25 protein-coding genes and 4 pseudogenes are annotated in these 23,760 nt (G+C 61.6%); 12 read left to right on the plus strand and 17 right to left on the minus strand.

Features of this window, described 5'->3' with window-relative positions:
• Nucleotides 1-114 precede the first annotated feature (114 nt).
• The 7 genes from NKI70_RS31525 to NKI70_RS31555 all read left to right on the plus strand — a co-directional run bounded on the left by NKI70_RS31525 (nucleotide 115) and on the right by NKI70_RS31555 (nucleotide 5,534).
• The gene (locus NKI70_RS31525; RefSeq protein WP_352726080.1) at nucleotides 115-624 is read left to right on the plus strand and encodes a phage integrase N-terminal SAM-like domain-containing protein; all 510 of its coding nucleotides are present in this window, start codon (nucleotides 115-117) and stop codon (nucleotides 622-624) included.
• Nucleotides 625-1,003: 379 nt separating this feature from the next.
• Nucleotides 1,004-2,017, plus strand: coding sequence for an ABC transporter substrate-binding protein (locus tag NKI70_RS31530; RefSeq protein WP_352726082.1), 1,014 nt, complete (start codon nucleotides 1,004-1,006; stop codon nucleotides 2,015-2,017).
• A 29-nt stretch (nucleotides 2,018-2,046) separates the two neighbouring features.
• Nucleotides 2,047-3,054 (plus strand): ABC transporter substrate-binding protein, encoded by a 1,008-nt coding sequence (locus tag NKI70_RS31535; protein ID WP_352693904.1) that lies wholly within the window; start codon nucleotides 2,047-2,049, stop codon nucleotides 3,052-3,054.
• Nucleotides 3,051-3,656 carry an SCO family protein gene (locus tag NKI70_RS31540; protein WP_352693906.1) on the plus strand — a complete coding sequence of 202 codons (606 nt, stop codon included), beginning with the start codon at nucleotides 3,051-3,053 and terminating at the stop codon, nucleotides 3,654-3,656. The genes NKI70_RS31535 and NKI70_RS31540 overlap by 4 nt, the downstream gene beginning before the upstream one ends.
• Before the next feature lie 61 nt (nucleotides 3,657-3,717).
• Nucleotides 3,718-4,113, plus strand: a complete 396-nt coding sequence (locus NKI70_RS31545) for a hypothetical protein (protein ID WP_352693908.1) — start codon at nucleotides 3,718-3,720, stop codon at nucleotides 4,111-4,113.
• A 4-nt stretch (nucleotides 4,114-4,117) separates the two neighbouring features.
• Nucleotides 4,118-5,083: a HAMP domain-containing protein gene (locus tag NKI70_RS31550; protein ID WP_352726084.1), complete on the plus strand. Its 966-nt coding sequence runs from the start codon at nucleotides 4,118-4,120 to the stop codon at nucleotides 5,081-5,083.
• Nucleotides 4,977-5,534, plus strand: a complete 558-nt coding sequence (locus NKI70_RS31555) for an adenylate/guanylate cyclase domain-containing protein (RefSeq protein ID WP_352726086.1) — start codon at nucleotides 4,977-4,979, stop codon at nucleotides 5,532-5,534. Before NKI70_RS31550 ends, NKI70_RS31555 begins: the two co-directional genes overlap by 107 nt.
• A 154-nt stretch (nucleotides 5,535-5,688) precedes the next feature.
• Here the strand turns inward: NKI70_RS31555 and NKI70_RS31560 are convergent, their stop codons facing one another.
• The 9 genes from NKI70_RS31560 to NKI70_RS31600 form a co-directional block, all read right to left on the minus strand.
• Nucleotides 5,689-6,696, minus strand: a complete 1,008-nt coding sequence (locus NKI70_RS31560) for an ABC transporter substrate-binding protein (RefSeq protein WP_352693914.1) — start codon at nucleotides 6,694-6,696, stop codon at nucleotides 5,689-5,691.
• A 702-nt stretch (nucleotides 6,697-7,398) separates the two neighbouring features.
• Nucleotides 7,399-7,734 (minus strand): hypothetical protein, encoded by a 336-nt coding sequence (locus NKI70_RS31565; RefSeq protein ID WP_352693916.1) that lies wholly within the window; start codon nucleotides 7,732-7,734, stop codon nucleotides 7,399-7,401.
• Nucleotides 7,735-7,866: 132 nt separating this feature from the next.
• Entirely contained in the window at nucleotides 7,867-8,982 is a 1,116-nt protein-coding gene (locus NKI70_RS31570; protein ID WP_352693918.1) for an ABC transporter substrate-binding protein, read from the minus strand.
• Nucleotides 8,983-9,055: 73 nt separating this feature from the next.
• A complete protein-coding gene (locus tag NKI70_RS31575; RefSeq protein WP_352726088.1) occupies nucleotides 9,056-9,991 on the minus strand; it encodes an SMP-30/gluconolactonase/LRE family protein in 936 nt (311 codons plus the stop codon).
• A gap of 29 nt (nucleotides 9,992-10,020) precedes the next feature.
• Nucleotides 10,021-11,076 (minus strand): ABC transporter permease, encoded by a 1,056-nt coding sequence (locus tag NKI70_RS31580; protein ID WP_352450612.1) that lies wholly within the window; start codon nucleotides 11,074-11,076, stop codon nucleotides 10,021-10,023.
• Nucleotides 11,077-11,095: 19 nt separating this feature from the next.
• Nucleotides 11,096-12,613, minus strand: a complete 1,518-nt coding sequence (locus NKI70_RS31585) for a sugar ABC transporter ATP-binding protein (RefSeq protein ID WP_352726090.1) — start codon at nucleotides 12,611-12,613, stop codon at nucleotides 11,096-11,098.
• A gap of 83 nt (nucleotides 12,614-12,696) precedes the next feature.
• Nucleotides 12,697-13,581 carry an NAD(P)-dependent oxidoreductase gene (locus NKI70_RS31590; RefSeq protein WP_352726091.1) on the minus strand — a complete coding sequence of 295 codons (885 nt, stop codon included), beginning with the start codon at nucleotides 13,579-13,581 and terminating at the stop codon, nucleotides 12,697-12,699.
• Complete coding sequence (locus NKI70_RS31595) at nucleotides 13,578-14,156, minus strand: gluconokinase (protein WP_352726093.1); 579 nt, start codon at nucleotides 14,154-14,156, stop codon at nucleotides 13,578-13,580. The genes NKI70_RS31590 and NKI70_RS31595 overlap by 4 nt, the downstream gene beginning before the upstream one ends.
• Nucleotides 14,125-14,862 carry an SDR family oxidoreductase gene (locus tag NKI70_RS31600; RefSeq protein WP_352726124.1) on the minus strand — a complete coding sequence of 246 codons (738 nt, stop codon included), beginning with the start codon at nucleotides 14,860-14,862 and terminating at the stop codon, nucleotides 14,125-14,127. The genes NKI70_RS31595 and NKI70_RS31600 overlap by 32 nt, the downstream gene beginning before the upstream one ends.
• 126 nt (nucleotides 14,863-14,988) lie before the next feature.
• On the opposite strand from NKI70_RS31600, the gene NKI70_RS31605 reads away from it, so the two are divergent.
• The gene (locus NKI70_RS31605; RefSeq protein WP_352726095.1) at nucleotides 14,989-15,951 is read left to right on the plus strand and encodes a 2-hydroxyacid dehydrogenase; all 963 of its coding nucleotides are present in this window, start codon (nucleotides 14,989-14,991) and stop codon (nucleotides 15,949-15,951) included.
• A 14-nt stretch (nucleotides 15,952-15,965) separates the two neighbouring features.
• Nucleotides 15,966-16,997 carry an L-idonate 5-dehydrogenase gene (locus NKI70_RS31610; protein WP_352726097.1) on the plus strand — a complete coding sequence of 344 codons (1,032 nt, stop codon included), beginning with the start codon at nucleotides 15,966-15,968 and terminating at the stop codon, nucleotides 16,995-16,997.
• A 40-nt stretch (nucleotides 16,998-17,037) separates the two neighbouring features.
• Here the strand turns inward: NKI70_RS31610 and NKI70_RS31615 are convergent, their stop codons facing one another.
• The 3 genes and pseudogenes from NKI70_RS31615 to NKI70_RS34120 form a co-directional block, all read right to left on the minus strand.
• Nucleotides 17,038-17,457, minus strand: a complete 420-nt coding sequence (locus NKI70_RS31615; RefSeq protein WP_352726099.1) for a GlcG/HbpS family heme-binding protein — start codon at nucleotides 17,455-17,457, stop codon at nucleotides 17,038-17,040.
• A 38-nt stretch (nucleotides 17,458-17,495) separates the two neighbouring features.
• Nucleotides 17,496-18,539, minus strand: coding sequence for a LacI family DNA-binding transcriptional regulator (locus NKI70_RS31620; protein WP_352726126.1), 1,044 nt, complete (start codon nucleotides 18,537-18,539; stop codon nucleotides 17,496-17,498).
• A 324-nt stretch (nucleotides 18,540-18,863) separates the two neighbouring features.
• Nucleotides 18,864-19,166: pseudogene (locus tag NKI70_RS34120) on the minus strand (Dyp-type peroxidase); the annotation flags it as partial.
• A gap of 304 nt (nucleotides 19,167-19,470) precedes the next feature.
• Here NKI70_RS34120 and NKI70_RS31630 point away from each other — a divergent pair.
• Nucleotides 19,471-20,409 (plus strand): annotated as a pseudogene (locus NKI70_RS31630) (chloride channel protein); the annotation flags it as partial.
• A gap of 258 nt (nucleotides 20,410-20,667) precedes the next feature.
• Here the strand turns inward: NKI70_RS31630 and NKI70_RS31635 are convergent.
• Nucleotides 20,668-20,817: pseudogene (locus NKI70_RS31635) on the minus strand (IS3 family transposase); the annotation flags it as partial.
• A gap of 348 nt (nucleotides 20,818-21,165) precedes the next feature.
• Between NKI70_RS31635 and NKI70_RS31640 the strand changes: the two are divergent.
• A pseudogene (locus NKI70_RS31640) lies at nucleotides 21,166-21,438 on the plus strand (KTSC domain-containing protein); the annotation flags it as partial.
• Nucleotides 21,439-21,494: 56 nt separating this feature from the next.
• On the opposite strand, the gene NKI70_RS31645 reads toward NKI70_RS31640, so the two are convergent.
• Nucleotides 21,495-21,728, minus strand: a complete 234-nt coding sequence (locus NKI70_RS31645) for a hypothetical protein (protein WP_352726103.1) — start codon at nucleotides 21,726-21,728, stop codon at nucleotides 21,495-21,497.
• A 159-nt stretch (nucleotides 21,729-21,887) separates the two neighbouring features.
• On the opposite strand from NKI70_RS31645, the gene NKI70_RS31650 reads away from it, so the two are divergent.
• Nucleotides 21,888-22,286 (plus strand): hypothetical protein, encoded by a 399-nt coding sequence (locus tag NKI70_RS31650; RefSeq protein ID WP_352726105.1) that lies wholly within the window; start codon nucleotides 21,888-21,890, stop codon nucleotides 22,284-22,286.
• A 257-nt stretch (nucleotides 22,287-22,543) separates the two neighbouring features.
• Here the strand turns inward: NKI70_RS31650 and NKI70_RS31655 are convergent, their stop codons facing one another.
• From NKI70_RS31655 to NKI70_RS31665, 3 genes are all read right to left on the minus strand, one after another.
• A complete protein-coding gene (locus NKI70_RS31655) occupies nucleotides 22,544-22,741 on the minus strand; it encodes a hypothetical protein (RefSeq protein WP_352726107.1) in 198 nt (65 codons plus the stop codon).
• Nucleotides 22,742-22,765: 24 nt separating this feature from the next.
• On the minus strand, nucleotides 22,766-23,077 hold the full coding sequence (locus NKI70_RS31660) for a hypothetical protein (RefSeq protein WP_352726109.1): 312 nt from the start codon (nucleotides 23,075-23,077) through the stop codon (nucleotides 22,766-22,768).
• A 480-nt stretch (nucleotides 23,078-23,557) separates the two neighbouring features.
• The gene (locus NKI70_RS31665) at nucleotides 23,558-23,749 is read right to left on the minus strand and encodes a hypothetical protein (protein ID WP_352726111.1); all 192 of its coding nucleotides are present in this window, start codon (nucleotides 23,747-23,749) and stop codon (nucleotides 23,558-23,560) included.
• Nucleotides 23,750-23,760 lie beyond the last annotated feature (11 nt).

Consider the following 23,760-nt stretch of genomic DNA (forward strand, 5'->3'; position numbering starts at 1 on the left):
CGCGGGATGGGCGCATGGGGTGAGGTAGAGATCACGAACCGGACGTCGCGCTCGCATTGAGGATGGTTCGGCGGGGGCAGAGCATCACGGCCTTCTTCAACAAGGAGCCTGACCATGCCCTATCCTGTTCTTGATGCACCTATCAGTCCACTTCGTCAGCGGCTGATCGACGACATGAACATGCGGCGTTTCTCACGAGAGACGCAGCGCAACTATCTCCGCGATATCGGACGCCTGGCGACGTTCCTCGGGCGTTCACCGGACACAGCGACCACCGACGACCTGCGCCGGTTCCAGATCGAGCAGCAGGACGACGAGGTTCCCGTGCCGACCATGAACATCCATCGGGCAACGTCATCGAGCTATTCGAGTTCAAGAAGGACTGAGCCTGACGTAAAGCTTGGCGGCGGACAGTTAGTTTTGGTACGTCTGCTCATGGTCATGTCGCGTCCCGGTAACGGACAGTCCGATCATGGGTCGGCCTATTTGGAAAGGGGACGTACGCGGTCGGAGCGTCATCGTTCGGCAGGTCTCGATCAGCGGCGTGCGCGCATCGGGGCCGGCCACGGGACGCCAGCTCAACCCCGACCGCCGCCTGAACTAAACACCTGCCAAACGATCTGAGCGTCTCGGGCGCGGCGGGGGGCCGTATAGCGGAATGGCGGCTTTCGGCGTCCGAAGAACGATAGCGGGCGTTCAGCGGGTGGGTCGAAGTGGCTATTCACGGCCGCGCAGACAGTCTCCGTTACAGCAAGGTGCTGGCGGGACGTTTGGCGTAGTAAGGATTGCGCTCGCAACCTACGCAAATTGGGCGTAACGTCGGTATATCGTCGGTTGTTAATTCATGAGCCGGCGACTGAGAGCGCAAGACTCTCGCATCGGACTAGGCACGCTAGGTTCCACAACTACTCGTCGCGCTCACCAGACCATCTGCCTCTGCTGAAATCTCTTTTGCTCGGTTCCGGCCAGTATTGCTTTTGCCAATCGGAAGAGGAGCGTTCTGATGCAGATCATCCAAACCCGCCGCCGATTCCTGGCCGGCGCTGCAATGGCAGGCGCTGCCGGTATCGTCGGTCTTCCAGGGTCACTCCACGCGGAACCGCCGTTGGAAACGACCACGGTTCGTCTGCCGCTGTGGGTCGGTAGTTCCTACTGTTGGGCAGGTGCGTACATCGCCGGAGAACTGATGCAAGCCGAGGGTCTTACCGATGTCCGCTACGTAGAAGGCGACAGAAGCGTCAACCAATCGGTATGGATCGCACGCGGTGAGACCGATTTCTCCGTGAACTTTGCGCCGAACCAGGTCGCGTCGGTCGCCGCCGGTGTGCCGATCAAGGTGCTGACCGGGTTGCACTCGGGATGCCTCGAACTGATCGCCAAGGAGAGCATTCGCAGCGTCACGGATCTGCGGGGCAAGAGAGTGGGCGTGAACGGTTTCAACAACTCGCGGCACGTGTGGCTGTCCCTCATGTCCGCCTATGTCGGACTCGATCCAGTGAACGATATCCAATGGGTCTTGACTAACGACGTCAAGCCGACGGAACTCTTCGTCGAAGGGAAGATCGACGCATTCCTCGGGACGCCGCCCCAGCCGCAGGAGCTGCGCGCCAAGAAGATCGGCCACACGATCCTCAACAATGCCGTCGACCGCCCGTGGTCACAGTATTTCTGCTGCATGATCTCGGCCACGACGGACTACGTGACAAGATACCCAGTGGCGACCAAGCGGGTCTTGCGATCCATCCTCAAGGCCGCCGACCTCTGCGTGTCGGATCCGGAAAGGGTGGCGCAGCAGATGGTCGATCGCGATTTCGAGACCAGCTATGACTACGCGCTCCAAACTCTGAAGGACATTCGGTACGACCGCTGGCGGGAATTCGATCCCGAAGACTCCTTGCGGTTCTACGCACTGCGCATGCAGGAGACGGGCATGATCAAGTCGAGCCCGCAGCAAATTATCGCCAACGGAACGGACTGGCGCTTCCTCGACGAGTTGAAGCGTGAGCTGAAAACCTGATCCCACCTGTTTCGAGGGGAGACTTAGACATGCAAATCATCCAGAGCCGCAGGCGCTTCCTGGCCGGCCTGACGGCTGCCGGCACCGCAAGCCTCGTCGGCGCTCCAACTCAAGTTCTCGCCGAGCCAGAGCCGGAGACAACACGCATTCGCTTGGCCAAGATCCCTAGCATCTGCGTGGCGCCACAGTATGTTGTAGAGGACCTGCTGCGCGCTGAGGGCTTCATCGAGGTTGCCTATGTCGCCACAGGCGCCGGTGCGGCCACGGCCTCCGCGGTGGCGAATGGCGAGATCGACTTTAGCCTCAACTTCGTGACAAATTCGATCGTCGCCTTGGACTCCGGTGCGCGGCTCACTCTGCTTGGCGGCGTCCATCCCGGTTGCTTCGAGCTGTTTGCCAAGCACGGGATCGACAGCGTCGTCGATCTGAAAGGCCGGAACGTCGGCGTCCAGGGGCTCGGTTCGGGGCCGCATCTGTTCCTCGCCAGCATCGCCGCCTATGTCGGGCTCGATCCGGCGCGCGACATCAACTGGGTGGTGGACCCGGCGGTCAAGCCCAAGGAGCTGTTCGCGCGAGGCGAAATCGACGCGTTCCTGGGCTTTCCGCCGGACCCGCAGGAATTGCGGCGCAGCAAGGTCGGGCACGTGATCGTCAACAGCACAGTGGACCGACCTTGGTCGCAATATTTTTGCTGCATGCTGTCCGGCAACAGCGATTTTGTGGCCGCGCATCCGGTTGCTACCAAGCGGGTGCTGCGCGCCATCCTCAAGGCCGCGGATCTATGCACCGCCGCGCCGGCCTTGATTGCCGAGCGCTTGGTCGCGGGCGGATTCGCCAGCCACTACGATGACGCGTTCGCAGCGATCAGCGAGTTGCCCTACCGGAAATGGCGGGACTACGATTCAACTGACACCGTCCGCTTCTATGCGCTGCGGCTGAAGGAAATCGGTTTGATCGGCTCCACACCCGACAGGATTATCGCGGAAGGTACGGACTGGCGTTTCCTTAAGGAGCTCAAGCGCGAGATGAAGACGTGAGCCGCTGGTCGACGTGTGCGTTGCTGCTCCTCGCCCTCGTCGCTGAGCCTGCGCACACCTCTGCGCACGAGGCGTCAGCGCCCGCCGGGGACAGCGAGCGCCTGCCGATGATGGGCACTGCACCGGATTTCACGCTGATATCGCAAGACGGCGGACCTGTGTCACTGCACGACTTTCGCGGCAAGGTGGTCGCCATCTCGTTCATCTATACATACTGTACCGACGTCTGCCCAATGCTGACCGCCCACATGGCCAGCGTGCAGGAGCAACTGGGCTCTACGTTCGGGTCAAAGATCGAGTTCATTTCGATCACGGTCGACCCAGAGCGGGATACGCCCGACGTGTTGAAGGCATATGCGCAGAATTTTGGCGCCGATCTGAAAGGCTGGTCGTTCCTTACCGGTGACCCGGCGATTGTTCGTGAGATCGGACGGAAATACGGGGTCCTCGCTCGAAAGACGGCGGATGGTGACGTCGACCACACATTGCTGACGTCGCTCGTGGACCCGGACGGCATGTTGCGCGTACAGTATCTCGGCGTTCGGTTCGACCTAGAGGAGTTCCGAGGTGACCTTCTCAGCCTCTTGGACGAATCCAAGTAACATAACGAACCGGCTAGTCGGCTGGGTTGCCCGGCTGCCGGCGCGGGTCCAGACCAAGCTCTTGATCGCGTTCCTGTCGATCGTCGGCCTGTTGATCGTGCTCGGGGCCGTCGGGTTGCAGGTGCTGAGTGGGGTCAATGATCAAACAAACGAGCTGATCAAGCTGCAGCGCAGGATCGCGGCCTATCGCCAGGTGCAGCACGATACGACCACCCAGCTTTACGGCATCTCCACCGCCCTGTTGCTTCAGGACAACCGGATGCTGGATGGGGCGCTGCGCCAGCTCAACCAGTTTGGCTATGACCTCGACCGCATGGAGTTCGTCGCTGAAACTGAGGCGGAGGTGCTGGGCCAGGTCCGACAAGGAGTACGAACGGCTTGCGGCCGGCGTGACGCATGTCGCGGAGCTCTTCCGCGCCGGTCGCACGGCGGAGGCGCGCAAGGTTCAGCTGGATGAGATCATGCCGTCGGCCGACCGACTCGAGCGGCTGACGAACCAGCTGGTCAACATGGCCGAAGCCGACATGGTCGTGGCCATCGAAGCGAGCGAGGGGGCGTACGGCACCTCTCGACTGGTCGTGGTTGCTTTTGCTGTGGGCAGCATCCTGCTCGCGCTTGCGCTTGGCTACATAATCTCATGGTCGTTGATCGAACCGGTCAAGAAGATCGAGACGCGTCTCAGTCAGATAGCGGCCGGCGACTTCGCCCAACACGTTGCCGTCGCCAATCGCGACGAACTTGGAGTGCTCGCCGCTAACGTCAACCAGACCTCCGACCAGCTGGGGCGCCTGTATCAGGAGATTGAGACGCGCACCCAGCAGCTCGACGAAGCCCTTCAGCAGCAGACAGCCACCGCAGATGTTCTGAAGGTCATTAGCCGCTCTACCTTCGATCTGCAGGTTGTGCTCGACACGTTGGTGGAATCGGCTGTCAGGCTCTGCCGTGCCGACAAGGGTGGTATCGTGCAGTTGCTGGACGGCGCGTTCCGCTACGTGTCGACGCATGGCTACCCGCCCACTTTCCGCGCTTATGTCGACGCCAATCCACTTCCAGCGCTTGCCGCAGGCCGGGGCTCCGCCGTAGGGCGCGTAATCGAAGAGCGGCGGATCGTGCAAATCGAAGACGTGACCGCCGATCCGGACTACCGCGTTGCCCTGATCGCTGAGGCAGGCGGATTCCGCACCGTCCTCGCTGCCCCGCTGTTGCGGGAAGGAGATCGAGCGAATGGGCCGGCTCCGACGTTTCCTGCCCGAGCAGGTCGCCGACCTGATCCTTGCGGCGGGAAATGGCGACGCGCTCTTGCAGAGCCACCGTCGCGAGGTGACCGTTGTCTTTTGCGATTTGCGCGGCTTTACTGCCTTCGCAGAGACCGCCGAACCCGAAGAAGTCATGACCGTTCTTGCCGAGTATCATTCCTGTCTTGGTGAACAAATTGTCCGCCACGAGGGGACTCTCGAGCGGTTCGTGGGTGACGGTATCGTCGTGGTTTTCAACGATCCACTGCCCTGCGCCGACCATACCGAGAGAGCCGTCTGCATGGCTACGGCGATGCGTGATGCGATTGACGGGCATTCGGAGCAATGGCGCAGGCGCGACCACTTGCTCGGCTTCGGAATCGGCATCGCCCGAGGCCATGCAACCATCGGGCGGATCGGTTTCGATCAGCGCGCCGACTATGCAGTGATAGGCACAGTGTCGAACCATGCCGCCCGATTGTGCGAGGAAGCCGGGCCGCGCCAGATTCTCGTGAGCCAGCGGGTCGTTGGTGCCGTCGAATCACTGGTTGAGTCCGTCGCCGTTGGCGAACTGACGCTGAAGGGTTTTCGCCGCCCGATGCCTGCCTATGAAATCGTGCGGTGGATCGGTCGGCCAAGCTAGGGATCACTGTGCCGAATGAGATAGATCGCCTGCTGCGCATCGACTGAATGAGGCAATACAAGGATGCCGGCAGCTAGTGGTCAATGTCTAACGCTTGGTACCGGGGTCGTCCGCCCGTTCTGAGTAAGAAACAGGTCCCGCGTGCCAGCCACGATCATATTTTCAACTCATTCTTCAGTTCGTTGAGGAAACGCCAGTCGGTGCCCTGGGCAAGGAGCGTCTGAGGAGTGCTCTTGAGCATCCCAAGCTCGTGGAGGCGCAAGGCGTAGAAGCGCAGGGTGTCCTCGGCGCTATACTCGCGCCACTGACCGTAGGGGAGCTTCTTTATGGCCTGCAGGGCATAGTCGTAGCGCTTGGTATAGCCGCGGTCGACGATGAACTGCGCGGACTGCTCGGGGTCGCTGGCGCAGATATCTGCCGCTTTCAGGATGGCGCGGAGGGCGCGTTTGGTGGCCACCGGATTCGTGCGGACGAACTCCCGGTTCCCAGCCAGCATGCAGCAGAAGTATTGCGACCAGGGCCGGTCCACGGTGCTGTCAACTACCACATGGCCGATCTGCTGCTCCCGCATCTCCTGCGGTTCGGGGGGAAAGCCTAGGTAGGCATCGATCTTCCCTTCACTTAGGAGCCGGATGGACTCGGGTCCCGGATGCGTGACGAAGCGTATGTCCTGACCGAGATCTAGGCCCACATACGCCGTCATGCTGGCGAGAAAGACGTATCGGCTGGAATCTAGCGTCGGCACGGCTACGGTCTTCCCCTTGAGGTCGCGGATCGACTGGACGCGATCGGTCCCGAACAGTTCAAAGCAGCCGACGTGGAGTCCTGCTAGGATGACGATGGGATCGCCCGCCTCCAGGCGGAGAAGGAGCGGGGCCGCGAAATGGCTATTGAGGTCGGCTTCACCCGAGGCGAGGGCCGTCTCGATGTCCGCTGTCCCCTCTTTTTCGAGGTAGTGAACCTCTGTGAACCCTTCGCTGCGCAGCAGTTCTTCGGCTACATACTGGGGTGCCTGACAGATGCTGGGGATGCGGACGAGCCGGATACGCGTCGTCTCAGGCGGTGGCTCGGCCAACGCCTTTGTCGCCGTTCCGAAAAAGCTCGCAGCCCCAGCCGCCGCAGCGCCCGCCACGAAAGTGCGGCGATTCTGTATGATCTGCATCGGACGCTCCTCGCTGCCAAATTGCCAAACGGAACGTCTCGCTGGAATCGAGCGCAACGTATTCCTCGAAGAGCACCCTTCTTGATACGAGGTTTGTGCTCTTACGCGCTGGCCCGTGAGATCCCAGCCACAAAGGCGAAAGTGTACGCCCTATCTGCTCTGATAGCGAGCCAAAAGCCCTGATCAGCCGGCCGTGGTCAATGGCGACGTCAGGCCTCTTCTGGGCGTTCGGTCGTCCTCGCGGAATGACCCCCCATTCGAGGTCTGGAGCGGAACGGCAAGAAGGCGTCTGCGCGGTCTTCGCATCGGTTACTAAGCCTTGGATTTTCACCACTAGACCGATCAGCGATCGGATGGGCTTGAGCTCCGTGGCCGTTGCTCCTTGTTTCCGCCTCGCTCGCGGGAAACACGTTAGCTCGTCGGGCACGTCACAGATAGCTCGTGGCTTCTTTGCCAAAAGGCGACAGGCGTTTCCGGAAGTTCAGCCCAGTCTATGACAACGTCTGGACAAGATGGCCGTAACGGATGTGCAGCATCCGTTGGACCGATAGTGGAGTGGGCGCCCACTCGAGTGGTGCAAAGGCCGCAAATTCTGGCAGCCCTTCGGACTGGTCCACCACCGACGGTGAATCCGTCTAAGAAGCCGTTGGTGTCCAGTTTTGGACGCGTCGGCGATTGTCGTGTGGCGCTTTTTTGATCATCCTATCGAGCGGTTGGATACTCGTTGGCCTCGAAAACATGGTGATGCACACGGCCGGTGAACATCTTGAGCAGCTCTCCGGTCACATCGCGGCTCTGAAAGCGAACGTCGGACTGCAGCGCCTTGTTGCAGGCGTCCATGTCGGGATAACGGATGGCGAGCGCCATGGCATAGACGGGGGCGCCCTCATCCCGTGCCGTGCCATCCAGAACGCGCACCTCCTCGGCTCCAGGAAATTGCGTCCACAACGGCACCAGCCTCGCCTTGACGAAGCGCCGGAATTCGCTCTCGCGTCCGGGGTGGATCTCGCCTTCGAACAGGGCGTAGCGAATGATCATAGCGAGGGGTTTCCTGATTTTCTGCGCTGGGATGGCCGCCGGCCGGCAAGGGCAGGTCGCGGTGCAATTCGTGGATTTGTCGTGCGAATGCGATGCGGGCGCATCGCGTATTGCGCCCGCATCGCCGGGCTCCTATTTGCCCCAGATCTTCTTGTATGCGTCGCGGTAGCCATTGCCGGGGTCGAATGCGTTATTCGGCCCACCGTCGAACTCGACATTGTCGGCCGTCACCACATGCAGCGGCGACAGATAGCCCGACCATTTTTCGCCAGCGATGGCGCGGTTCAGCTCGTCGACCAATTGCCAGCCCTGCAAGTTGAGCGGTTCGGCGACGGTCACCTTCTGGAACTGACCGGCGCGAATGCGCTGATAGGCCGATTCCGAACCGTCGCCGGCGGCGACATTGATCGGCGCGTCGGTACCGGCTTTGCCGGCGGCGGCAAGCGAGGGTCCCATGAAGTCGAAATAGAGGTCGTTGATCGCCAGTGAATGCGTCCAGGTATCGCCGTACTTCTGCAGCAGCGAAGTGGTCAGCTGCGGCATGCGCTGCGAAGTCTCGGCGATCGGCGTGTCGACATATTCGAGCACCTTGCCGCCCAGCCGCTCGATCTCCGCCTTCATCTTGTCGGCTTTGGCGATGGCGATGGCATAGGTCGAATCGGTGAAGATGACGACGCCGGGCTTGCCCTTGGCATCGGCGTAGGCCCAGTCGGCCGCGGCCGTGGAGACTTGCATGGCATCCGTCGACACGTTGGCGAACACGCCGCTTTTCTCGTCGGGCCCGATCACCGGTCCGGCATGCCAGGAGACCAACGGGATACCTGCGGCCTTGGCCTGTTCCAGCGCCGGCGCCTGCTCGACCGCGTCAAAACCGTTGATGACGATGCCATTCGGCTTCAACGCCATGGCTTGGCCGAAGGCAGCGGTGCGGCCGCCGATCGAGCCGGCGCCGTCAATCACCTTGACGTCCCAGCCGATCGCCTTGGCTGCTTCCTCGACGCCGTTGGTGACGCCCAGGATGCCGCCGTTCTTGAGGTCGCCGGCGAGCACGACGATCGTCTTGCCTTGCTGCGCCTTCGGACCGGTGGTCGGGCCATCCCAGGCCGTGACCTTCTGCGCATATTTCTGGACCACCGCCATGGCGTCGGCTGTGGCGTCCGCCCGTGCCTGGCCGGCGAACAGGACAGGAGCAGCGATTGTCATGGCCATCAAGGCGACGGATGATTTCAGGAATGTTCTGCGTTGCATGTTGATACCTCCCTTGGTTTCTAGAAATTGCATGGTCTTTCAAACTCGGCTTTCGATTGGAGTTGGCGACATGTCACCGGCTGATGTCGCCCGCCACCGGACCAACACCGGCCGGATGTGCGTTGACGTAGATGGCGTAGAGGGATGTCTGAGCGGTGATGTAGAGGCGGTTGCGCTTGGGACCGCCGAAACAGACATTGGAAACGAGCTCGGGAACCAGGATACGGCCGATCAGGGTTCCGTCCGGCGCATGGACGCGCACCGAGTCGGCGCTGGAGGCCCAGATGTTGCCGTCGCGATCGACGCGAAAACCATCGAAGAGGCCTGCCCCGCACTCGGCGAAGATGCCGCCTGCGCGCGCCGACCGGCCATCGGCGGCAAGGTCGTAGGCCTTGATCGCGCGCGGCAGGCCGGGCACATGGCTGGCGCCGCTGTCCGACACGTAGAGGATCGTCTCGTCGGGCGAAAAGGCCAGGCCGTTCGGCTGCACCATGTCGGTGACAACGGCGCTCACCTCACCCGAAAGCTCGTCGAACCGGTAGACATGGGAGCCGCCGATCTCCGCTCTGGCGATCTTGCCCTCGTAGTGGCTTTCAATGCCGTAGACCGGGTCGGTGAACCAGATCGTGCCGTCGGATTTGACCACCACATCGTTCGGCGAATTGAACCGCTTGCCGTCAATTGTTTCGACAAGGGGTTGCCAACGCCCATCATGCTCGAGCCGGGAAACACGGCGCCCGCCATGCTCGCAAGCAACGACGCGGCCTTCGCCGTCGAGTGTGTGGCCGTTCTGGTAGTTACAATGGGCCTCGAAGATGCTGACGGAACCATCGCTTTCGTCGTAGCGCAGCAGCCGATCGTTCGGGATGTCCGACCACAGCAAATGCCTTGCGGCGGGGACGTACACCGGTCCTTCCGCCCAACGGCTACCGGTCCATAGCCGTTCGAGCTTGGCATGCCCGATCATCAGCTTGCCGAACCGATCGTCGAGAACCTCGTAGTCGTTCATTCCATGATCCACGGGTTTGGCTCGATTTGTCACTTCGAGGGCTGCGCGACGGTCTTGGTCCTGTTTCTTTGCGCTGCGCCGCGCTTGCGCTGGGCGTAGCCGGCAATGCCTATGGCGACGAGCAGCGTGACGCCGTTGAACAATGGCTCGACGAAGAACGAGCCGCCGAACTGCTGGATGCCGGAAATGCCGACCGCCAGGATGATGACGCCCGTCATCGTGCCCCAGACGTTGACTCGTCCAGGCTTGATCGTGGTCGAGCCGAGAAAGGCGCCGACGAGAGCCGGCAGCAGATACTCCAGTCCGACGCTGGCTTGGCCAATGCGCAGCTTGGAGGCGAGCAACACTCCTGTCAGCGCCGTCAGGAAGCCCGAGGAGATGAACGCCCCAATGACGAAGCGGCGCACCGGAATGCCATTGAGAGCAGCCGCCTTCGGGTTGGCGCCGATGGCATACACGTAGCGGCCGATCGGCAGATATTCGAGGATGATCCACAGTGCGACGGCGATGCCAAGCACGTAGAGGCCGGTGATCGGCAGCCCGAACACCATCGTGCCGTTGAGCGCGTAGAAGCCGTTGGGCAACACGCCGACAACCTGCCGGCCGCCAGTGTGCCAAAGCGCCAAGGAATAGAGCACGGTGCCGGTGCCCAGCGTGGCGATGAAAGAGTCGATGCGGGCGACTTCGACCAGCAGGCCGTTGAGGAAGCCGGTCGCGGCGCCGAGAACCAGCACTATCATCACTGCCAGCGGCCACGGAATGCCGAACATGGTCTGCAGACTGATGGCCAGGATGTGCCACAGCACAATGCCGTAGCCGACGGTGAGGTCGATGCGGCCCGACGCCATCGGGATCATCGCCGCCAGCGACAACAGCGCAATAATCGCCTTGTCGGAGATGATCGAGCGCAGGTTAAGCAGCGTCGGGAACGTGTTCGGCAGCAGGATCGAAAACAACAGGATCAGCAACACCGTCAGGATAACCAGCCCGTAGACCGGCAGCAGCCGGATGACCTTCTGCCCCATGGACAAATCAGCCATCTCGCCGCGGGTCGGTTCGAGGGCGCTGGATTCGATCGATTGCATGAGTTCGCTCCCAGAAAGATCAGGCGGCTTCGGAAGCCGATGCCGCGGTGATCACGGCGGATGTGGTGAGGTCTTTGCCAGTGAGTTCGCGAACGATCTGTCCTCGCGAAAACACCAAAGCGCGGTGGCAGATGTGGGCAATCTCCTCGAAATCGGTCGACACCACGACGACGGCGAGGCCGGCTTCAAGCGCGCGGCCGATCAGCCGGTAGACCTCAGCCTTGGCGCCGACATCGACGCCGGCCGTCGGATCCTCGGCGATCAGCAATGTACGGCCGGTGTGCAGCCAGCGCCCGACGACCACCTTTTGCTGGTTGCCACCCGACAGCGCCTCTATCGGCAGGTTCGGATCGTTGGGGCGCAGCCCGACGGAACTGCCGATCGCCTGCGCCAGCGCAGCCTCCTTGTGAGGCGCAAGGAAGGAAAACAGGCCGCGCTTGCCGGCGCCGGGATTGAGGAAACTGTTCTCACGGATCGACAAGGATCCAGCGATTGATTCTTCGGTCCTGTCACGCGCGATCAGGCCGATGCCGGACGACATCGCCGCGATCGGGCTGGACAGGTCCGGCACAGCCCCGCGGATCGTCACCGTGCCGGAAAAGGCCTGGCAGCCAAACAGCGCCCGGCCAACCAGTTCCTGCCCGGCACCGCGCAGGCCGACCAGGCCGAGCAACTCACCCTTGCGTACGTCGAAAGACACCGGGCCGGCACCGGCGCAGACAAGGTCGCGGACAGCACAGATCGTCTCGCCGGCCTGCGTTTGAGCCTTGCTGAAAACCTGGCTGACCGGACGGCCGACGATCATCTCGACCAGTTCGTCCGGTTTTGTATCGGCGACTTTCTTCTCGCCGACCAGCCTGCCGTCGCGCAGCACGGCGACGCGATCGGCGATGCGGAAAATTTCATCGAGGCGGTGCGAGACATAGATCATGCCGACGCCGCGCTGCTTGAGCGGACGGATGGCGTCGAACAGCCGCTCGACCTCGTCGGCGGGAAGGCTGGCGGTCGGCTCGTCGAGCACCAGCACATCGGCCTCGGTAGCCAAGGCGCGAGCGATGGCGACCAGCGATTTTTCGGTGCGGGTCAGATCCTGGACCCGCGTCGTCGGGTCGAAATCACAGCCGACGAGCTTGAGAGCCTCATGCGCCCTCGCCTCGGTCGATCGCCAGTCGATCAGGCCGGAGCGAAGCGAAAACAGGCCAGAGCGAAGCGAAAAGCCTTGGGCGAGGCCGACATTTTCTCCAACCGTCATCCATTCGATAAGACCGAGATCTTGATGGATGAAGGCGACGGGCTGGCGCTGGTTCGGCCGCGGCGGGCGACGATGGTAGGGCTCGCCGCGAAACAGGATTTGGCCGCCATCCGGCCGGTAGATGCCGGCGAGCGTCTTGATCAGCGTCGACTTGCCGGCGCCATTCTCGCCGAGCAGCGCCAGGATTTCGCCCTTGTGCAAATCAAGCGTCACGTCGGAGAGCGCGCGGGTGCCGCCGAATTCCTTGGTGATCGACTTGAACTCGATCAGTTTTTGCTCGGTCACAATGCGTTCCTCCCGAGATCGCCCAAATGATGTTATCGATAACATTTCTAGGCGTCAAGCACCAAAGAAATATGGCCAACGGATCAACTGGTCTTGCCGTCGAGCAGACGCATCATCTCTGCCGAATCCTTCGGCCCCAATCCTGCCGCGCAGAGCAGGCGATGGATCTCGACCACCTGCCCGGTCATCGGCATCGGCGTCTTGGTTTTCAGGGCGAAGGCCTGCAGCGAATCCAGATCCTTCAGCATGTTGTCGATGCGGCCGGTCGCCGAAAAATCGCGGGCGGCGAATTTTGCCATGAACTCCTGCATAATGCTGGAATCGGCCCGCCCGCCCTTGAGTGCCGCGGGAATTGCCTTCGGATCTACGCCGCCGGCTTCGGCAATCTTCACGGCTTCGGCGACAGCCTGGAACAGTACGGCGCAGAACAGCTGGTTGATCAGCTTGGTCGTCTGCCCTGCCCCACTTGGGCCCATGAGCGTGTAGTTGGCGCAGAGATGCCGCATCACCGTGCGCGCCTGTTCGAAGTCTTCAGTCTCGCCACCCGCCATGACGGTCAGCCTGCCGGCCAGCGCGCCGGGAACGCCGCCCGAAAGCGGGCAGTCGAGCCATTTCATGCCGGTCTCGGCAGACAGCTTCCCGGCCATCTGCGCGGTGTCGACGGGATCGATCGACGACATGTCGATCAGCAGCTTTTCCGACGACGCCGCAGCCGCGACACCACCATCGCCAAACACCACCGAACGCACGATATCGGCATGGTTGAGACTGAGGATGACGAAGCTGCTCGCCCGCGTTGCTTCCGCCGCCGACGCGGCCGCAACCGCACCCCTTGTAGTCAGCGCGGCGACCTTGGCCTTGTCCAGATCGAACACCGTCACGGCTTGCCCGGTCTCGATCAGGCGGGTGGCGATCGCCGACCCCATGATGCCGGCGCCGATAACGGCGACTTTTGCTGGTTGCGTCATCTCAACGTGCCTTTTTCCTTGATGCTGACAGGGCCGACCCCTAATGCACGCAGACCCTGCAATACTGTATCCGCAATCGTGTCGACAGGCGCGTCAATGTCCACTGTGACCACCAGCGGTTCGTCGCCTGGATGCTCCAGTGTGGCGTACTGGCTGTCGAGCAGCGCCGGCGGAAAGAAGTGGCCGCGGCGCTCGGCGAGCCTGGCTTGCAGCAGCAAGCGCGACCCCTCCAGGAATACGAAAAACAGCGACCCGCCCGCCGCATCGCGAAGCCTATCGCGATAGGATTTCTTCAACGCGGAACAGCTGACCACTAGCCCGCGACCCTCCTCACGAGCCTGGCGCAAGGCTGCGCCGACCAGATCCAGCCAAGGCCAGCGATCGCCGTCTGCAAGCGGTATGCCCGCCGACATCTTTTCGACATTGCTGCGCGGATGCAGCGTGTCGCCTTCAACGAAGGCAAGGCCAAGCCGAGCGGCGATCTCGAGGCCAACTTTGGTCTTGCCGCAGCCGCTGACGCCCATCACGACGATGAGCGCGGGTTCAAAGGCAGGTCGTGATGCCACCGTCGACATAGAGCGTGTGTCCATTGACAAAGGATGAGGCCGGTCCGGCCAGAAACACCGCCGCGCCGACAAGTTCGCCGACGTCGCCCCAGCGACCAGCCGGTGTGCGGTTGGTCAGCCATGCCGAAAATTCGGGATTGTCGACCAGCGCCTGGTTGAGCGGCGTCTTGAAGTAACCCGGCGCGATGGAATTGATCTGCAAACCATGCTTCGCCCAATCGGCACACATGCCGCGCGTCAGGTTGCGCACAGCGCCTTTCGTGGCCGTATAGGGCGCGATGTTGGTCCGTGCCAGTTCGCTCTGCACCGAGGCGATGTTGATGATCTTGCCGCGCCGCCGCGGGATCATGTGCCGCGCCACCGCTTGTCCCACGAAGAACACGCTGGAGATGTTGGTGCGCAAGAGTTCCTCCCATTTGTCAGCGGGGAAATCCTCGAGCGGCATTCGGAACTGCATGCCGGCATTGTTGATAAGGATATCGATGGCGCCGATCGTCGCCTCGATCTCGGCGACGCCGTTCGCCACCGCAGCATGATCGGTGACGTCGAAGACGGCGCTATGGACCTTGTGTCCCTTCGCTGTCAGTGCATTCGCAGCCGTTTTCATCTTTTCGGCGCTGCGTCCGTTGAGCACGATTTCGGCGCCGTGCTGCGCCAACCCCTCGGCCAGCGCCAGGCCGATCCCTTGCCCCGAGCCGGTGACCAGCGCCCGCATGCCGGTCAAATCGAACAACGAACTGCCCAAACGCTCCTCCTGAGCAATGTTTCCTGAACCAGCCACGATTTCCAGCGCACCTGCCGCCAGTCCCTATTGACATGAATGTTATCGATAACATAGTCAATGGAAAAATGCACAGGAGATGACGCCGTGACCGACATTTTGATGACAGGCCCCTATCCGGATTGGGACATGGGAGATCTTGAGGCGAAATATCGCGTCCATAAACTTTGGCAGTCCAAGGACAAGGACGCGCTGCTCTCAAGCCACGCCGGCGCGATCCGCGCCATCGCCACGCGCGGCGAGCTTGGCGCAAGTGCTGCGCTGATGGCGAAGCTGCCGCAGCTCGAAATCGTTTCCTGCTATGGCGTCGGCACCGACGCCATCGACCTTGCGTACGCCAGGGCGAACGGCATTCGTGTCACCAATACCCCTGACGTGCTGACCGAGGACGTCGCCGATATCGGCATCGGGTTGCTGCTCGCCGTGGCGCGAAAAATCCCGCAGGCCGATGCCTATGTACGCGATGGAAGCTGGCGCAAGGGCAATATGGGGCTGGTCACGCGTGTCTGTGGGAAAAGGCTGGGCATTGTCGGCATGGGGCGCGTCGGTGCGGCGGTGGCGAAACGCGCCGCTGCCTTCGACTGCACGATTTCCTATTTCGACACCCGCAAGCGTGACGATCTTCCTTATACGTTCGTCGGCGATCTGCTTGAACTGGCGCGCGACAGCGAATTTCTGATCGTAACACTCGCCGGCGGCGAAAGCACGAAACACATCATCAATGCGGCGGTCCTGGCAGCGCTCGGAGCAGACGGTATCGTCATAAACATTTCGCGCGGCAGCACGGTCGACGAGACCGCGTTGCTCGCGGCCCTGGAATCCAGTGCCATAAAGGGTGCCGGGCTTGACGTGTTCTGGAATGAGCCAACGATCGACGAGCGCTTCCTGAAGCTTACCAATGTCGTGCTGCAACCGCACCACGCCAGCGGCACGTTGGAGACCCGCAAGGCTATGGGGCAGCTCGTTCGCGACAATCTCGCGGCCCATTTCGGCGGACAGACCTTGCTGACACCTGTCGTCTGAGAAAGGATCACATCATGAAGTCGATCGTCATCCACGCGGCAAAAGACCTGCGGATCGAGGAGACCGATCCGGGCTCCCCTGGCGCCGGACAGGTCGAGATCGCTGTCGAAGCTGGCGGCATCTGCGGCTCGGACCTGCACTACTATAACCATGGTGGCTTCGGCGCGATTCGCCTGCGCGAGCCGATGATCCTCGGCCATGAGGTTGCCGGCACAGTGAAGGCCATCGGCGGCGGCGTTTCCGCACTCGCTGTCGGCGACCGCGTCGCGATCTCCCCCAGCCGACCCTGCAATGCCTGCCGCTACTGCCTGCAAGGCATGCAGAACCAATGCCTCAACATGCGCTTTTATGGCAGCGCCATGCCGATGCCGCACATCCAGGGGGCGTTCCGCCAGCGCCTGGTCGCCGAGGCGTGGCAATGCCACAGAATAGGCGACCACGTTTCCATCAACGAAGCCGCTTTCGCCGAGCCTTTTGCGGTTACGCTGCATGCCATGAACCGCGCCGGCTCGCTGCTCGGCAAGCGGGTTCTGGTCACCGGCTGCGGGCCGATCGGCGCGCTTTGCATCCTCGCCGCACGAGCCCACGGTGCGCGCGAAATCGTCGCCACTGATGTCATGGACGGCGTGCTGGCGAAGGCCCTGGAGATCGGCGCCGATCGCACCATCAATGTCGCGACAAACAGCGAAAAGCTCGCCGCCTACAATGTCGACAAGGGTAGTTTCGACGTGATGTTCGAGGCCTCCGGCAACGAACGCGCGGTGCGTGCAGGGCTCGATGTCCTGAAGCCGCGCGGCGTGCTCATGCAGCTCGGTCTCGGCGGCGATCTGTCGATCCCACAGAACCTCATCGTGGCCAAGGAGATCGAGATGCGGGGCACTTTCCGTTTCCACGAGGAGTTTGCGCTCGCCGTCGACCTGATCAATCGCCGCCGGGTGGATGTCAAACCGCTACTGACGGGCATCTATCCTCTCGACGAGGCGGTCGCGGCTTTCGACATCGCCGGTGACCGAAACAAATCCATGAAGGTTCAGATCGCGTTCTGAAGATCCTTCCGTTGCGCTGGAGGCGCATCGGCACATCGCCTTAAATCACGTCGGCGCCAACCGCCGCCAAGGCGGCGTGTGCCACATCGAAATCCTGCTCGCCGGTTCCCGAACCGACGCCGATGCCGCCCGCAAGGCGTCCGCCGAAGCGGATCGGCAAGCCCCCAGGCAAATTGGTCACGCCGCCCTGCGAAGCGATACCGACTGAGAGCGCCGCTTCGAACGCCATGCCGCCAGTAGCGGCGTTTATTGACGCTGCGGTGCGCGCCTTCGCCTGCGCCGTACGCATGCTGAGGAACCGCGCGCCATCCATGCGCAGGCTGGCGAGGACTTCGCCGCTTGCATCGACGACCACGAGACATTGCGGCACGCCCATCGTGACGGCGCGCGCTGCTCCGGCTGCAACGGCTTTCAAAGCACCGTCATGCGTGAGGGTGATGGTCTCGCGAAACATCGCCATTGGGCTGCCCCTCGCTGCGTTTGAATCGATGCAGGAACTCACGTGCTTTCGCGCTCGACGACGCGATAGCCGGTGAGCACGATTTCTTGGCCGTGTCGTTTCTCGTCGCCTCGGATCACCTGGATCAATCTGCGGGCGGCCTGTTGTCCGATCCCGTAGCAGTCGACATTCACGGTGGTGATGCCGGGATGGCAAAAGGCGGCTACCTCGTAGTCGCCGAAGCCGGCAATGGCGATGTCCTGCGGGATCCGCATGCCCCGGCGCTTGCATTCCATCAGTGCGCCGAAGGCCGAAAGGTCCGAAACGCAGAGTACGGCTTGCGTGTCCGGCCAACGCTCCAGCATGCTGACGACGGCCTGGCCGCCCTGCTCGATGGATATCGGCGGCACGCCAAAGGAAACGAGGCGCCCGGTCGGCAGGCCGAGCTCCTCAATGGCTCTGACAAAGCCTTCGCGCCGCTGGCTGCCGCGCGTGTCGCGCGAGGTCGTGCCACCGATGTAACCGAATCTTCGGTAACCCTTCCTGGCGAGCGTCTTGACGAGAAGCCCCATCGCCTCCTCGTTGGAGAAACCAACCACTTGATCGATCGGCTTTACCGGCAACTCCCAGGTTTCGACTACTGGAATGCCAGCGCTTTTCAAAAGGCGGCGGGCGCGATCCGTGTGAGCGCCGCCGGTCAGGATGATGCCTTCCGGCCGCCGACGGAGCATCGCTTCGATCAGCCTTTCCTCCTTCTCGACCGTATAGTCGGTATAGCCGAGCAGAAGCTGGAGCCCCGTGCTCTCCAGTTCATCCGTAATGCCGCGCGCCGTGTCGGCGAAGTTGGAGTTGTTGAGTGACGGAACCATCGCGGCAACAAATCCAGTCTTGCGCGAGGAAAGGCTGCCGGCCGACTGGTCAAGAACATAGCCGAGGTCGTTGACCGCGACCATGATCTTTTCCCGCGTCGCCTTGGAAACGAGGCTGCCCTCTTTCAGGGCGCGTGAAACCGTCATGGTGGACACACCTGCCCGCCGCGCCACGTCCACCATCGTCGGGGCGTGGCTCTCGCTCGATTTCGATGAGGCTGCCTTGGCCATCATGCCGCTCCACCAGCCGGCTGCGATGTGCCCAAGCAAAACGCTGGACACTCGGGCACAAGGTCTCTGCGGCGTCCGGCATCGCTCATGAACCACCCGTTGGAATCAACTTCACGCAAGGCATGTTATCGATACCATATCAAAAGACAACAGCCACATACGGCCCAAGCATAAACATGGTCATGAGCACCGGTTTGGGCCGCGATCACACTTTGGCTCTACTGCCGACAACGATTGCCGAATGAGGTCCGCCCGACAGGGCAGGACCAGCAGTCGAGGTGGCCGTCCCTCGTCGCAACTTTTTCGAGGAATGCCTCCGACGGCACGAAGTGTGCCGGTGATGGCGCGGCTGAAATCCAGCAGCCGATCGTAATTGCCGGGCGGCCGGCCAACGATCATGTTTTCCAGCATCTGCTCTATTCTGCGCAGAGATCGGGCGTAGCCGATGAAATACGTGCCGAATTCACCCTTGCCGACGTCGCCGAACGGCATGCTGTCGTGCACAATCTGCAACTGCTCTCCATCCTCGATGATCGTGGTCAGCGCATTGTGCGCCGAGATCGGTTTCACGGCATCGTCGAGCTCGACATCGGAGAGTTTCTTTCTACCGACAATTCCCTCCGGCTCCTCGATGGAAAGCGCGTTCCATGCCGCACAGCACCAGGCACCGAATGCCGGGCGAAAAGATCGAGCGCCGCAGGCGAAAACTGGCGCACTCTGATGATGGCGGGAGCGCGACCAGCTAATTCGATACAAATGCCACCTCGTCGTCGCGCAAATGCCGCGCAGCGATCGCCTGCGGAATACCGCTGCCTTGCGAGCCCTGCGGCGAAATGGGAAGGCTGGTTCCCGAGGAGCGGCGTCGTCGACGGCCGCGAACTCGAAGCGAGGAACATCGTCACGTCGACGTCATCGGCAGCAACGCCGTCAGCGCGCCTCGATTGGCCGCGAGGGCCCAACGGTGCAGGTCGGCGCCTCCGTGATGCTGCAGGCGGCGCGTTGGGGCGGCATGGCGCAGGCCCGCGGCCTTATCCTTGCCGGTTCGGCCGCCGGCATCGCAGCCGCCTTCAACACGCCGCTCGCCGGCATCGTCTTCGCCATCGAGGAAATGGGCCGCACCTACGAGGCACGCACCAACGGGCTGGTGTTAACGGCGGTCATCCTGGCCGGCATCGCCTCACTCGGCCTGCTCGGCAACTACACCTATTTCGGGGTCTCGAAGGAGACGATCTCGTTTGCCGCCGACTGGCCGCTGGCGCTTGCCTGCGGCATCTTCGGGGGTGGCTTCGGCGCGCTGTTCTCGCTGTTGGCCTTGAAGATTACCCGGCGGATCCGGCGCTGGCACACACACCAGCCGTTGCAGCGCGCCTTGCTGGTGGCCGCCATCTGCGGGCTTGCGGTGGCGGTGATCGGCATCGTGTCGGGCGGGCTGACCTTCGGCACAGGTTATGCCCAGGCGCGCGGCGCCGTCGAAGGCATGCCGCTGCCATGGTTCTTCTTTGCCGAAAAGTTTCTGGCCGGCCTGCTGTCGATGATCTCGGGCATTCCCGGCGGCATCTTCGCGCCCTCGCTGGCAGTCGGCGCCGGCATCGGCAGTTCGCTTGGCCTGGTCTTCGGCGCCAGCACCGGCGCCGCTGCGCTGCTCGGCATGGCCGGCTATTTCGCCGGTGTCGTGCAGGCGCCGATGACGGCTTTCGTCATCATCCTGGAGATGACCGGCAACCACGACAACGTCATAGCGTTGATGCTTGCGTCGATATTGGGCTACGGCACTGCACGGATGATCTCCCACGAGCCGCTCTACCACGCACTGTCGCGGGTGTTTATCGCCGAAGCGATCCGGCGGCGCAGGGCAGAGGCCGTTCCGCTCTGATGAAATGCGCTGCCGAACTTGCCGAGCGCATAAAGCAGCCTGGAGTTTGCCGCCAGGACAGGTTCGCCGGTATTCTCTCCCAATTCCAGACTGCCTTTTTATGCGACTTTCGAATGTAGCACATATCATGAACATGGGATGACGGGGTATTGGGTTCGAATTCGCAGCCAGGGGTCAGCTTCGCGCCCAAAGTCGGTCATCCAGACAGCCGAGGCGGTTTCACTCGATCTCGCCGACGGCCTGTCGATGCTGGTCTATGCGGCCGTCACGGCGGCGAACGGCGAGCTTCTCCTCCCGATAGAGCCGGAACAGCTTCTTGTGGTTCACGACCGGGCCCTCCCGCCTCAGCATCACGAGAAGACGCCGGTAGCCGAACCGGCGACACTCCTGCGCGAGGCGACGGTCCCTGATCCCGTCGACCTCGGCCTGGAGTCCGCCGAAGCCCAGTCTTAAAGAGCCGCGAATTGCTTTTTTTGTGCTCGGGCTCGCAGGTTTGCGCCTAGCTTCGGATGCCTACGTCGTCGCCAGAGGACGCTGACTGGAGAAATTCGCCAGGATCGTTCCGCACATACATCCAGCGAAGGAGCCGAATTTGGTGACCTAGTGCGCTCACAAAATACCAGGAACGCGATGGCCCAACCGATCGTTGACTCCCTTTGATCGAGCCGCCTCATGCCGTCTACCTCGATACGCAAAACGGAATACGATCCAGATAGCAGAATGCTCTCGGTGTGATTCGCCCCCAGCGGTAAACGATACGAGTTTGAGGACGTGCCGCCGGAGACCTTCGCCGCGTTCAAAGCCGCCTTTGCCAAGGGCCGCTATTTCAACGAACACATCCGCCTTCACTTCCGGTTCGGCAAGTTGCGTCCGGCGACGACCCGGACTGACGGTAGGCCAGTGAAACTAGGCAAGAAGTCGTCCCAACTGCCGGTTGGTAGCGGCGCCGCCGACGCGCATATGATTTTCCACGATCCGTGCACCGGGCACACCCGATCCCCGCCTACACCCTGTGCTTTTGGTGAATGACTGATCGCCCGCCGAGGGCGAAAGGTGCGGCGGGGCCGGGGGGCTCTTTTTTGCGTTTACGGGTCGCTCATCGCTTGGCAAATGAGCGCAACTAAGCGATCGAGCGCATGCTTGTGGAGCGCACCTTTAGGGCGCCAGGCAAGGAAATCATCCACGCTCAGCCAGTCCACCGGATTTGACTCTGCGTTTGGCCGGCTGAATTCCACATAGAGATGCAGATCGTCAGGCACAAAGACGAGTCGCCACGTTCCCTTTGCGTCGGCGGCGAGGCTGTAGGCGAGGACGGTCATGCGATCACTCCTTCGCCCCGAGATTGCCTAGTCCGCAGAGCAAATCCATCGCAAGAAGTTGGTATTGACAGCGCTTTTTTGCGTTTCTCGGACGGGATTGACCTGCACTGCCGATCATGAGCGGAATGAGAACATCCAGTTGGGGCAGGGGGTCGGGAAATGACATTTCAGGCAGTCGCATTGATGGTGACATTGGTCGCCGCAACGCCCAGCAATGATTTGCCTCCCAATGCCGTTGAAAGTGTGTGGATGAAGGCTGAGACCGTGATCACCGAAAGCCGCAAGATGAAAGCAAAAGGGATGATGCCGGCGTCCATTGATTGCCGAATCGATAGCATCTCCGGAACCGCAGCGGTTTACTCGATGAAAATCGTCTGGGTGCCAAACGAGGCCGGCATTATATGGCGCTTCGGAGTAGGCACAGCCGAAGAAAACGCCAAATTAGAAGAAGGAAATCGGGCATCAGGTATTCGCAGCGTGTGGTCGAAGCAATTGATTGACAAGGCTTCCGGATGGCACGCCTCGTGTGTGCTTTGGGAGGGGCCGGGCTACAGATGAAAATGCCGGATGCCCTTTACACAGCGCGTAGGTTCTCATTGATTTCGCCATAGACATTTCCGGCATGCCTGCCGGGACGAGGTCGACAGCCTCATCATCCTGCCGCCGTCAGGCGCGCGGTCCGAAGCGGACCTGCGCGGGGTCGAGGCGTTCCTGAAGAGCTGTTTTTCCCGAATACGATTTTTTGCCAAGGGCGACATTTTGCGGTTCGAAGACGACTGCCAGGTGTTACCGATCTGGGATGTTCACTGATTGCATCATTGCCTTGTGACCGATGCGTCGATTTTTTCTTTTTTCGCTATGGACTGACGGCGGGAGGTCTTCCAGGGTTCCCTTCCATCCCATTGATAATCCATGTTTTTTTGGCGGCAGACCTTTGGAAGACCTTGCGAGGTCTTCCTCGCGCTCAACCCTTTTAAATCCAGAACACCAACAGACGCGCTGCCGACCGGCATGCAAGCTCGACAAGGTCGAGACCGTCAGCGAGCCCTTGTCCACCAACCACCGGCACGGGCGGCCGCGAAGCACACTTTGCTAGGCTCACGCTTTAGCCCAGCTTTTAAAGAGGCAAAGCCGCGCTGGTACTCGCGAGTATTAATGTACTTCATGTCCCGGTCCATGAACTTCGAAAAGCCGGCATCATTATAAATGACCGGATTAGGGCACAGCAACCACGCTGCCTTCTGGTAGCCAGTGTCGAAAGCGATCGAACCAGCGTTCGCATTGGACGACACAAGCGAGGTGCCGCTGAGGGCCAAAGCAACCGACAGGCGAGCAATGCGAATAATCATTGTTTTATTCCCTCATTGAGAATCACATCAACTGAGACACTACCCGACCTCGACAATGATCTCCACGCCGGCCTCCACACCACGCCAGCACAGGTCCCGCTCACCGGTTGATTAGCAGAGAGCCCACGGCAGCGGCTACGCTACCCTTGCTTGGGGGGCTTGAGACGGGCGCACAGCACTGCGGCGACAACCCAAAGCGCGGCGAATAGCGAGACGTTGGAAATCGGATGGCGCTGTATATTGCTACCGTCACCGCGCCCATGCCGACGATCAAAAAGACTAGTCCCGAGACACTTTTCAACAGACCCATTTCCACCATCAATGCCGGCGCTCACACGCCACCCTAGCACATGCGTTGATGGCGATGTGCCGGGCACGCTGCGGCTGCTCGACTACCCCGAGCAATCAGTGATGATGGGAATCGCCGCGGCGCGGAACAGTTTCAGGCCGGGGCAGCCGGCCGCGCTGAACTAGCGGGGACTATTGCTCGACCGGCAGCGGGGCGTGCTGCGGCTCGGCGTGATGAAACACCTGTCCAAGATCACGCACGTCGAACGTCTGGCCGCAGACTGGGCAGTAGACGAAGTGCTTCGATTCATCCTCCACTGGCCCGTCATGCGGCTTGCCTTGGTAGCCGGTAGCGATGTTGTCGCTTCTGATCCTCCCATTCATCCGCAACGCAA

Origin of the sequence: Mesorhizobium sp. M0500, from assembly GCF_040321165.1 — a bacterium.
Lineage (GTDB): Bacteria > Pseudomonadota > Alphaproteobacteria > Rhizobiales > Rhizobiaceae > Mesorhizobium.

Excerpts from the sequence above, each read along its gene's own strand:
- NKI70_RS31570 (WP_352693918.1), bottom strand. The coding sequence starts at position 8,982 with ATGCAACGCAGAACATTCCTGAAATCATCCGTCGCCTTGATGGCCATG.
- NKI70_RS31650 (WP_352726105.1), top strand. The coding sequence starts at position 21,888 with ATGACATTTCAGGCAGTCGCATTGATGGTGACATTGGTCGCCGCAACG.
- NKI70_RS31620 (WP_352726126.1), bottom strand. The coding sequence starts at position 18,539 with ATGATGGCCAAGGCAGCCTCATCGAAATCGAGCGAGAGCCACGCCCCG.
- NKI70_RS31575 (WP_352726088.1), bottom strand. The coding sequence starts at position 9,991 with ATGAACGACTACGAGGTTCTCGACGATCGGTTCGGCAAGCTGATGATC.
- NKI70_RS31605 (WP_352726095.1), top strand. The coding sequence starts at position 14,989 with ATGGAAAAATGCACAGGAGATGACGCCGTGACCGACATTTTGATGACA.
- NKI70_RS31580 (WP_352450612.1), bottom strand. The coding sequence starts at position 11,076 with ATGCAATCGATCGAATCCAGCGCCCTCGAACCGACCCGCGGCGAGATG.
- NKI70_RS31525 (WP_352726080.1), top strand. The coding sequence starts at position 115 with ATGCCCTATCCTGTTCTTGATGCACCTATCAGTCCACTTCGTCAGCGG.
- NKI70_RS31610 (WP_352726097.1), top strand. The coding sequence starts at position 15,966 with ATGAAGTCGATCGTCATCCACGCGGCAAAAGACCTGCGGATCGAGGAG.
- NKI70_RS31560 (WP_352693914.1), bottom strand. The coding sequence starts at position 6,696 with ATGCAGATCATACAGAATCGCCGCACTTTCGTGGCGGGCGCTGCGGCG.
- NKI70_RS31660 (WP_352726109.1), bottom strand. The coding sequence starts at position 23,077 with ATGATTATTCGCATTGCTCGCCTGTCGGTTGCTTTGGCCCTCAGCGGC.
- NKI70_RS31590 (WP_352726091.1), bottom strand. The coding sequence starts at position 13,581 with ATGACGCAACCAGCAAAAGTCGCCGTTATCGGCGCCGGCATCATGGGG.
- NKI70_RS31655 (WP_352726107.1), bottom strand. The coding sequence starts at position 22,741 with ATGCCGGTCGGCAGCGCGTCTGTTGGTGTTCTGGATTTAAAAGGGTTG.
- NKI70_RS31615 (WP_352726099.1), bottom strand. The coding sequence starts at position 17,457 with ATGGCGATGTTTCGCGAGACCATCACCCTCACGCATGACGGTGCTTTG.
- NKI70_RS31645 (WP_352726103.1), bottom strand. The coding sequence starts at position 21,728 with ATGACCGTCCTCGCCTACAGCCTCGCCGCCGACGCAAAGGGAACGTGG.
- NKI70_RS31550 (WP_352726084.1), top strand. The coding sequence starts at position 4,118 with ATGCCGTCGGCCGACCGACTCGAGCGGCTGACGAACCAGCTGGTCAAC.
- NKI70_RS31530 (WP_352726082.1), top strand. The coding sequence starts at position 1,004 with ATGCAGATCATCCAAACCCGCCGCCGATTCCTGGCCGGCGCTGCAATG.
- NKI70_RS31600 (WP_352726124.1), bottom strand. The coding sequence starts at position 14,862 with ATGCGGGCGCTGGTCACCGGCTCGGGGCAAGGGATCGGCCTGGCGCTG.
- NKI70_RS31535 (WP_352693904.1), top strand. The coding sequence starts at position 2,047 with ATGCAAATCATCCAGAGCCGCAGGCGCTTCCTGGCCGGCCTGACGGCT.
- NKI70_RS31665 (WP_352726111.1), bottom strand. The coding sequence starts at position 23,749 with ATGAATGGGAGGATCAGAAGCGACAACATCGCTACCGGCTACCAAGGC.
- NKI70_RS31565 (WP_352693916.1), bottom strand. The coding sequence starts at position 7,734 with ATGATCATTCGCTACGCCCTGTTCGAAGGCGAGATCCACCCCGGACGC.
- NKI70_RS31595 (WP_352726093.1), bottom strand. The coding sequence starts at position 14,156 with ATGTCGACGGTGGCATCACGACCTGCCTTTGAACCCGCGCTCATCGTC.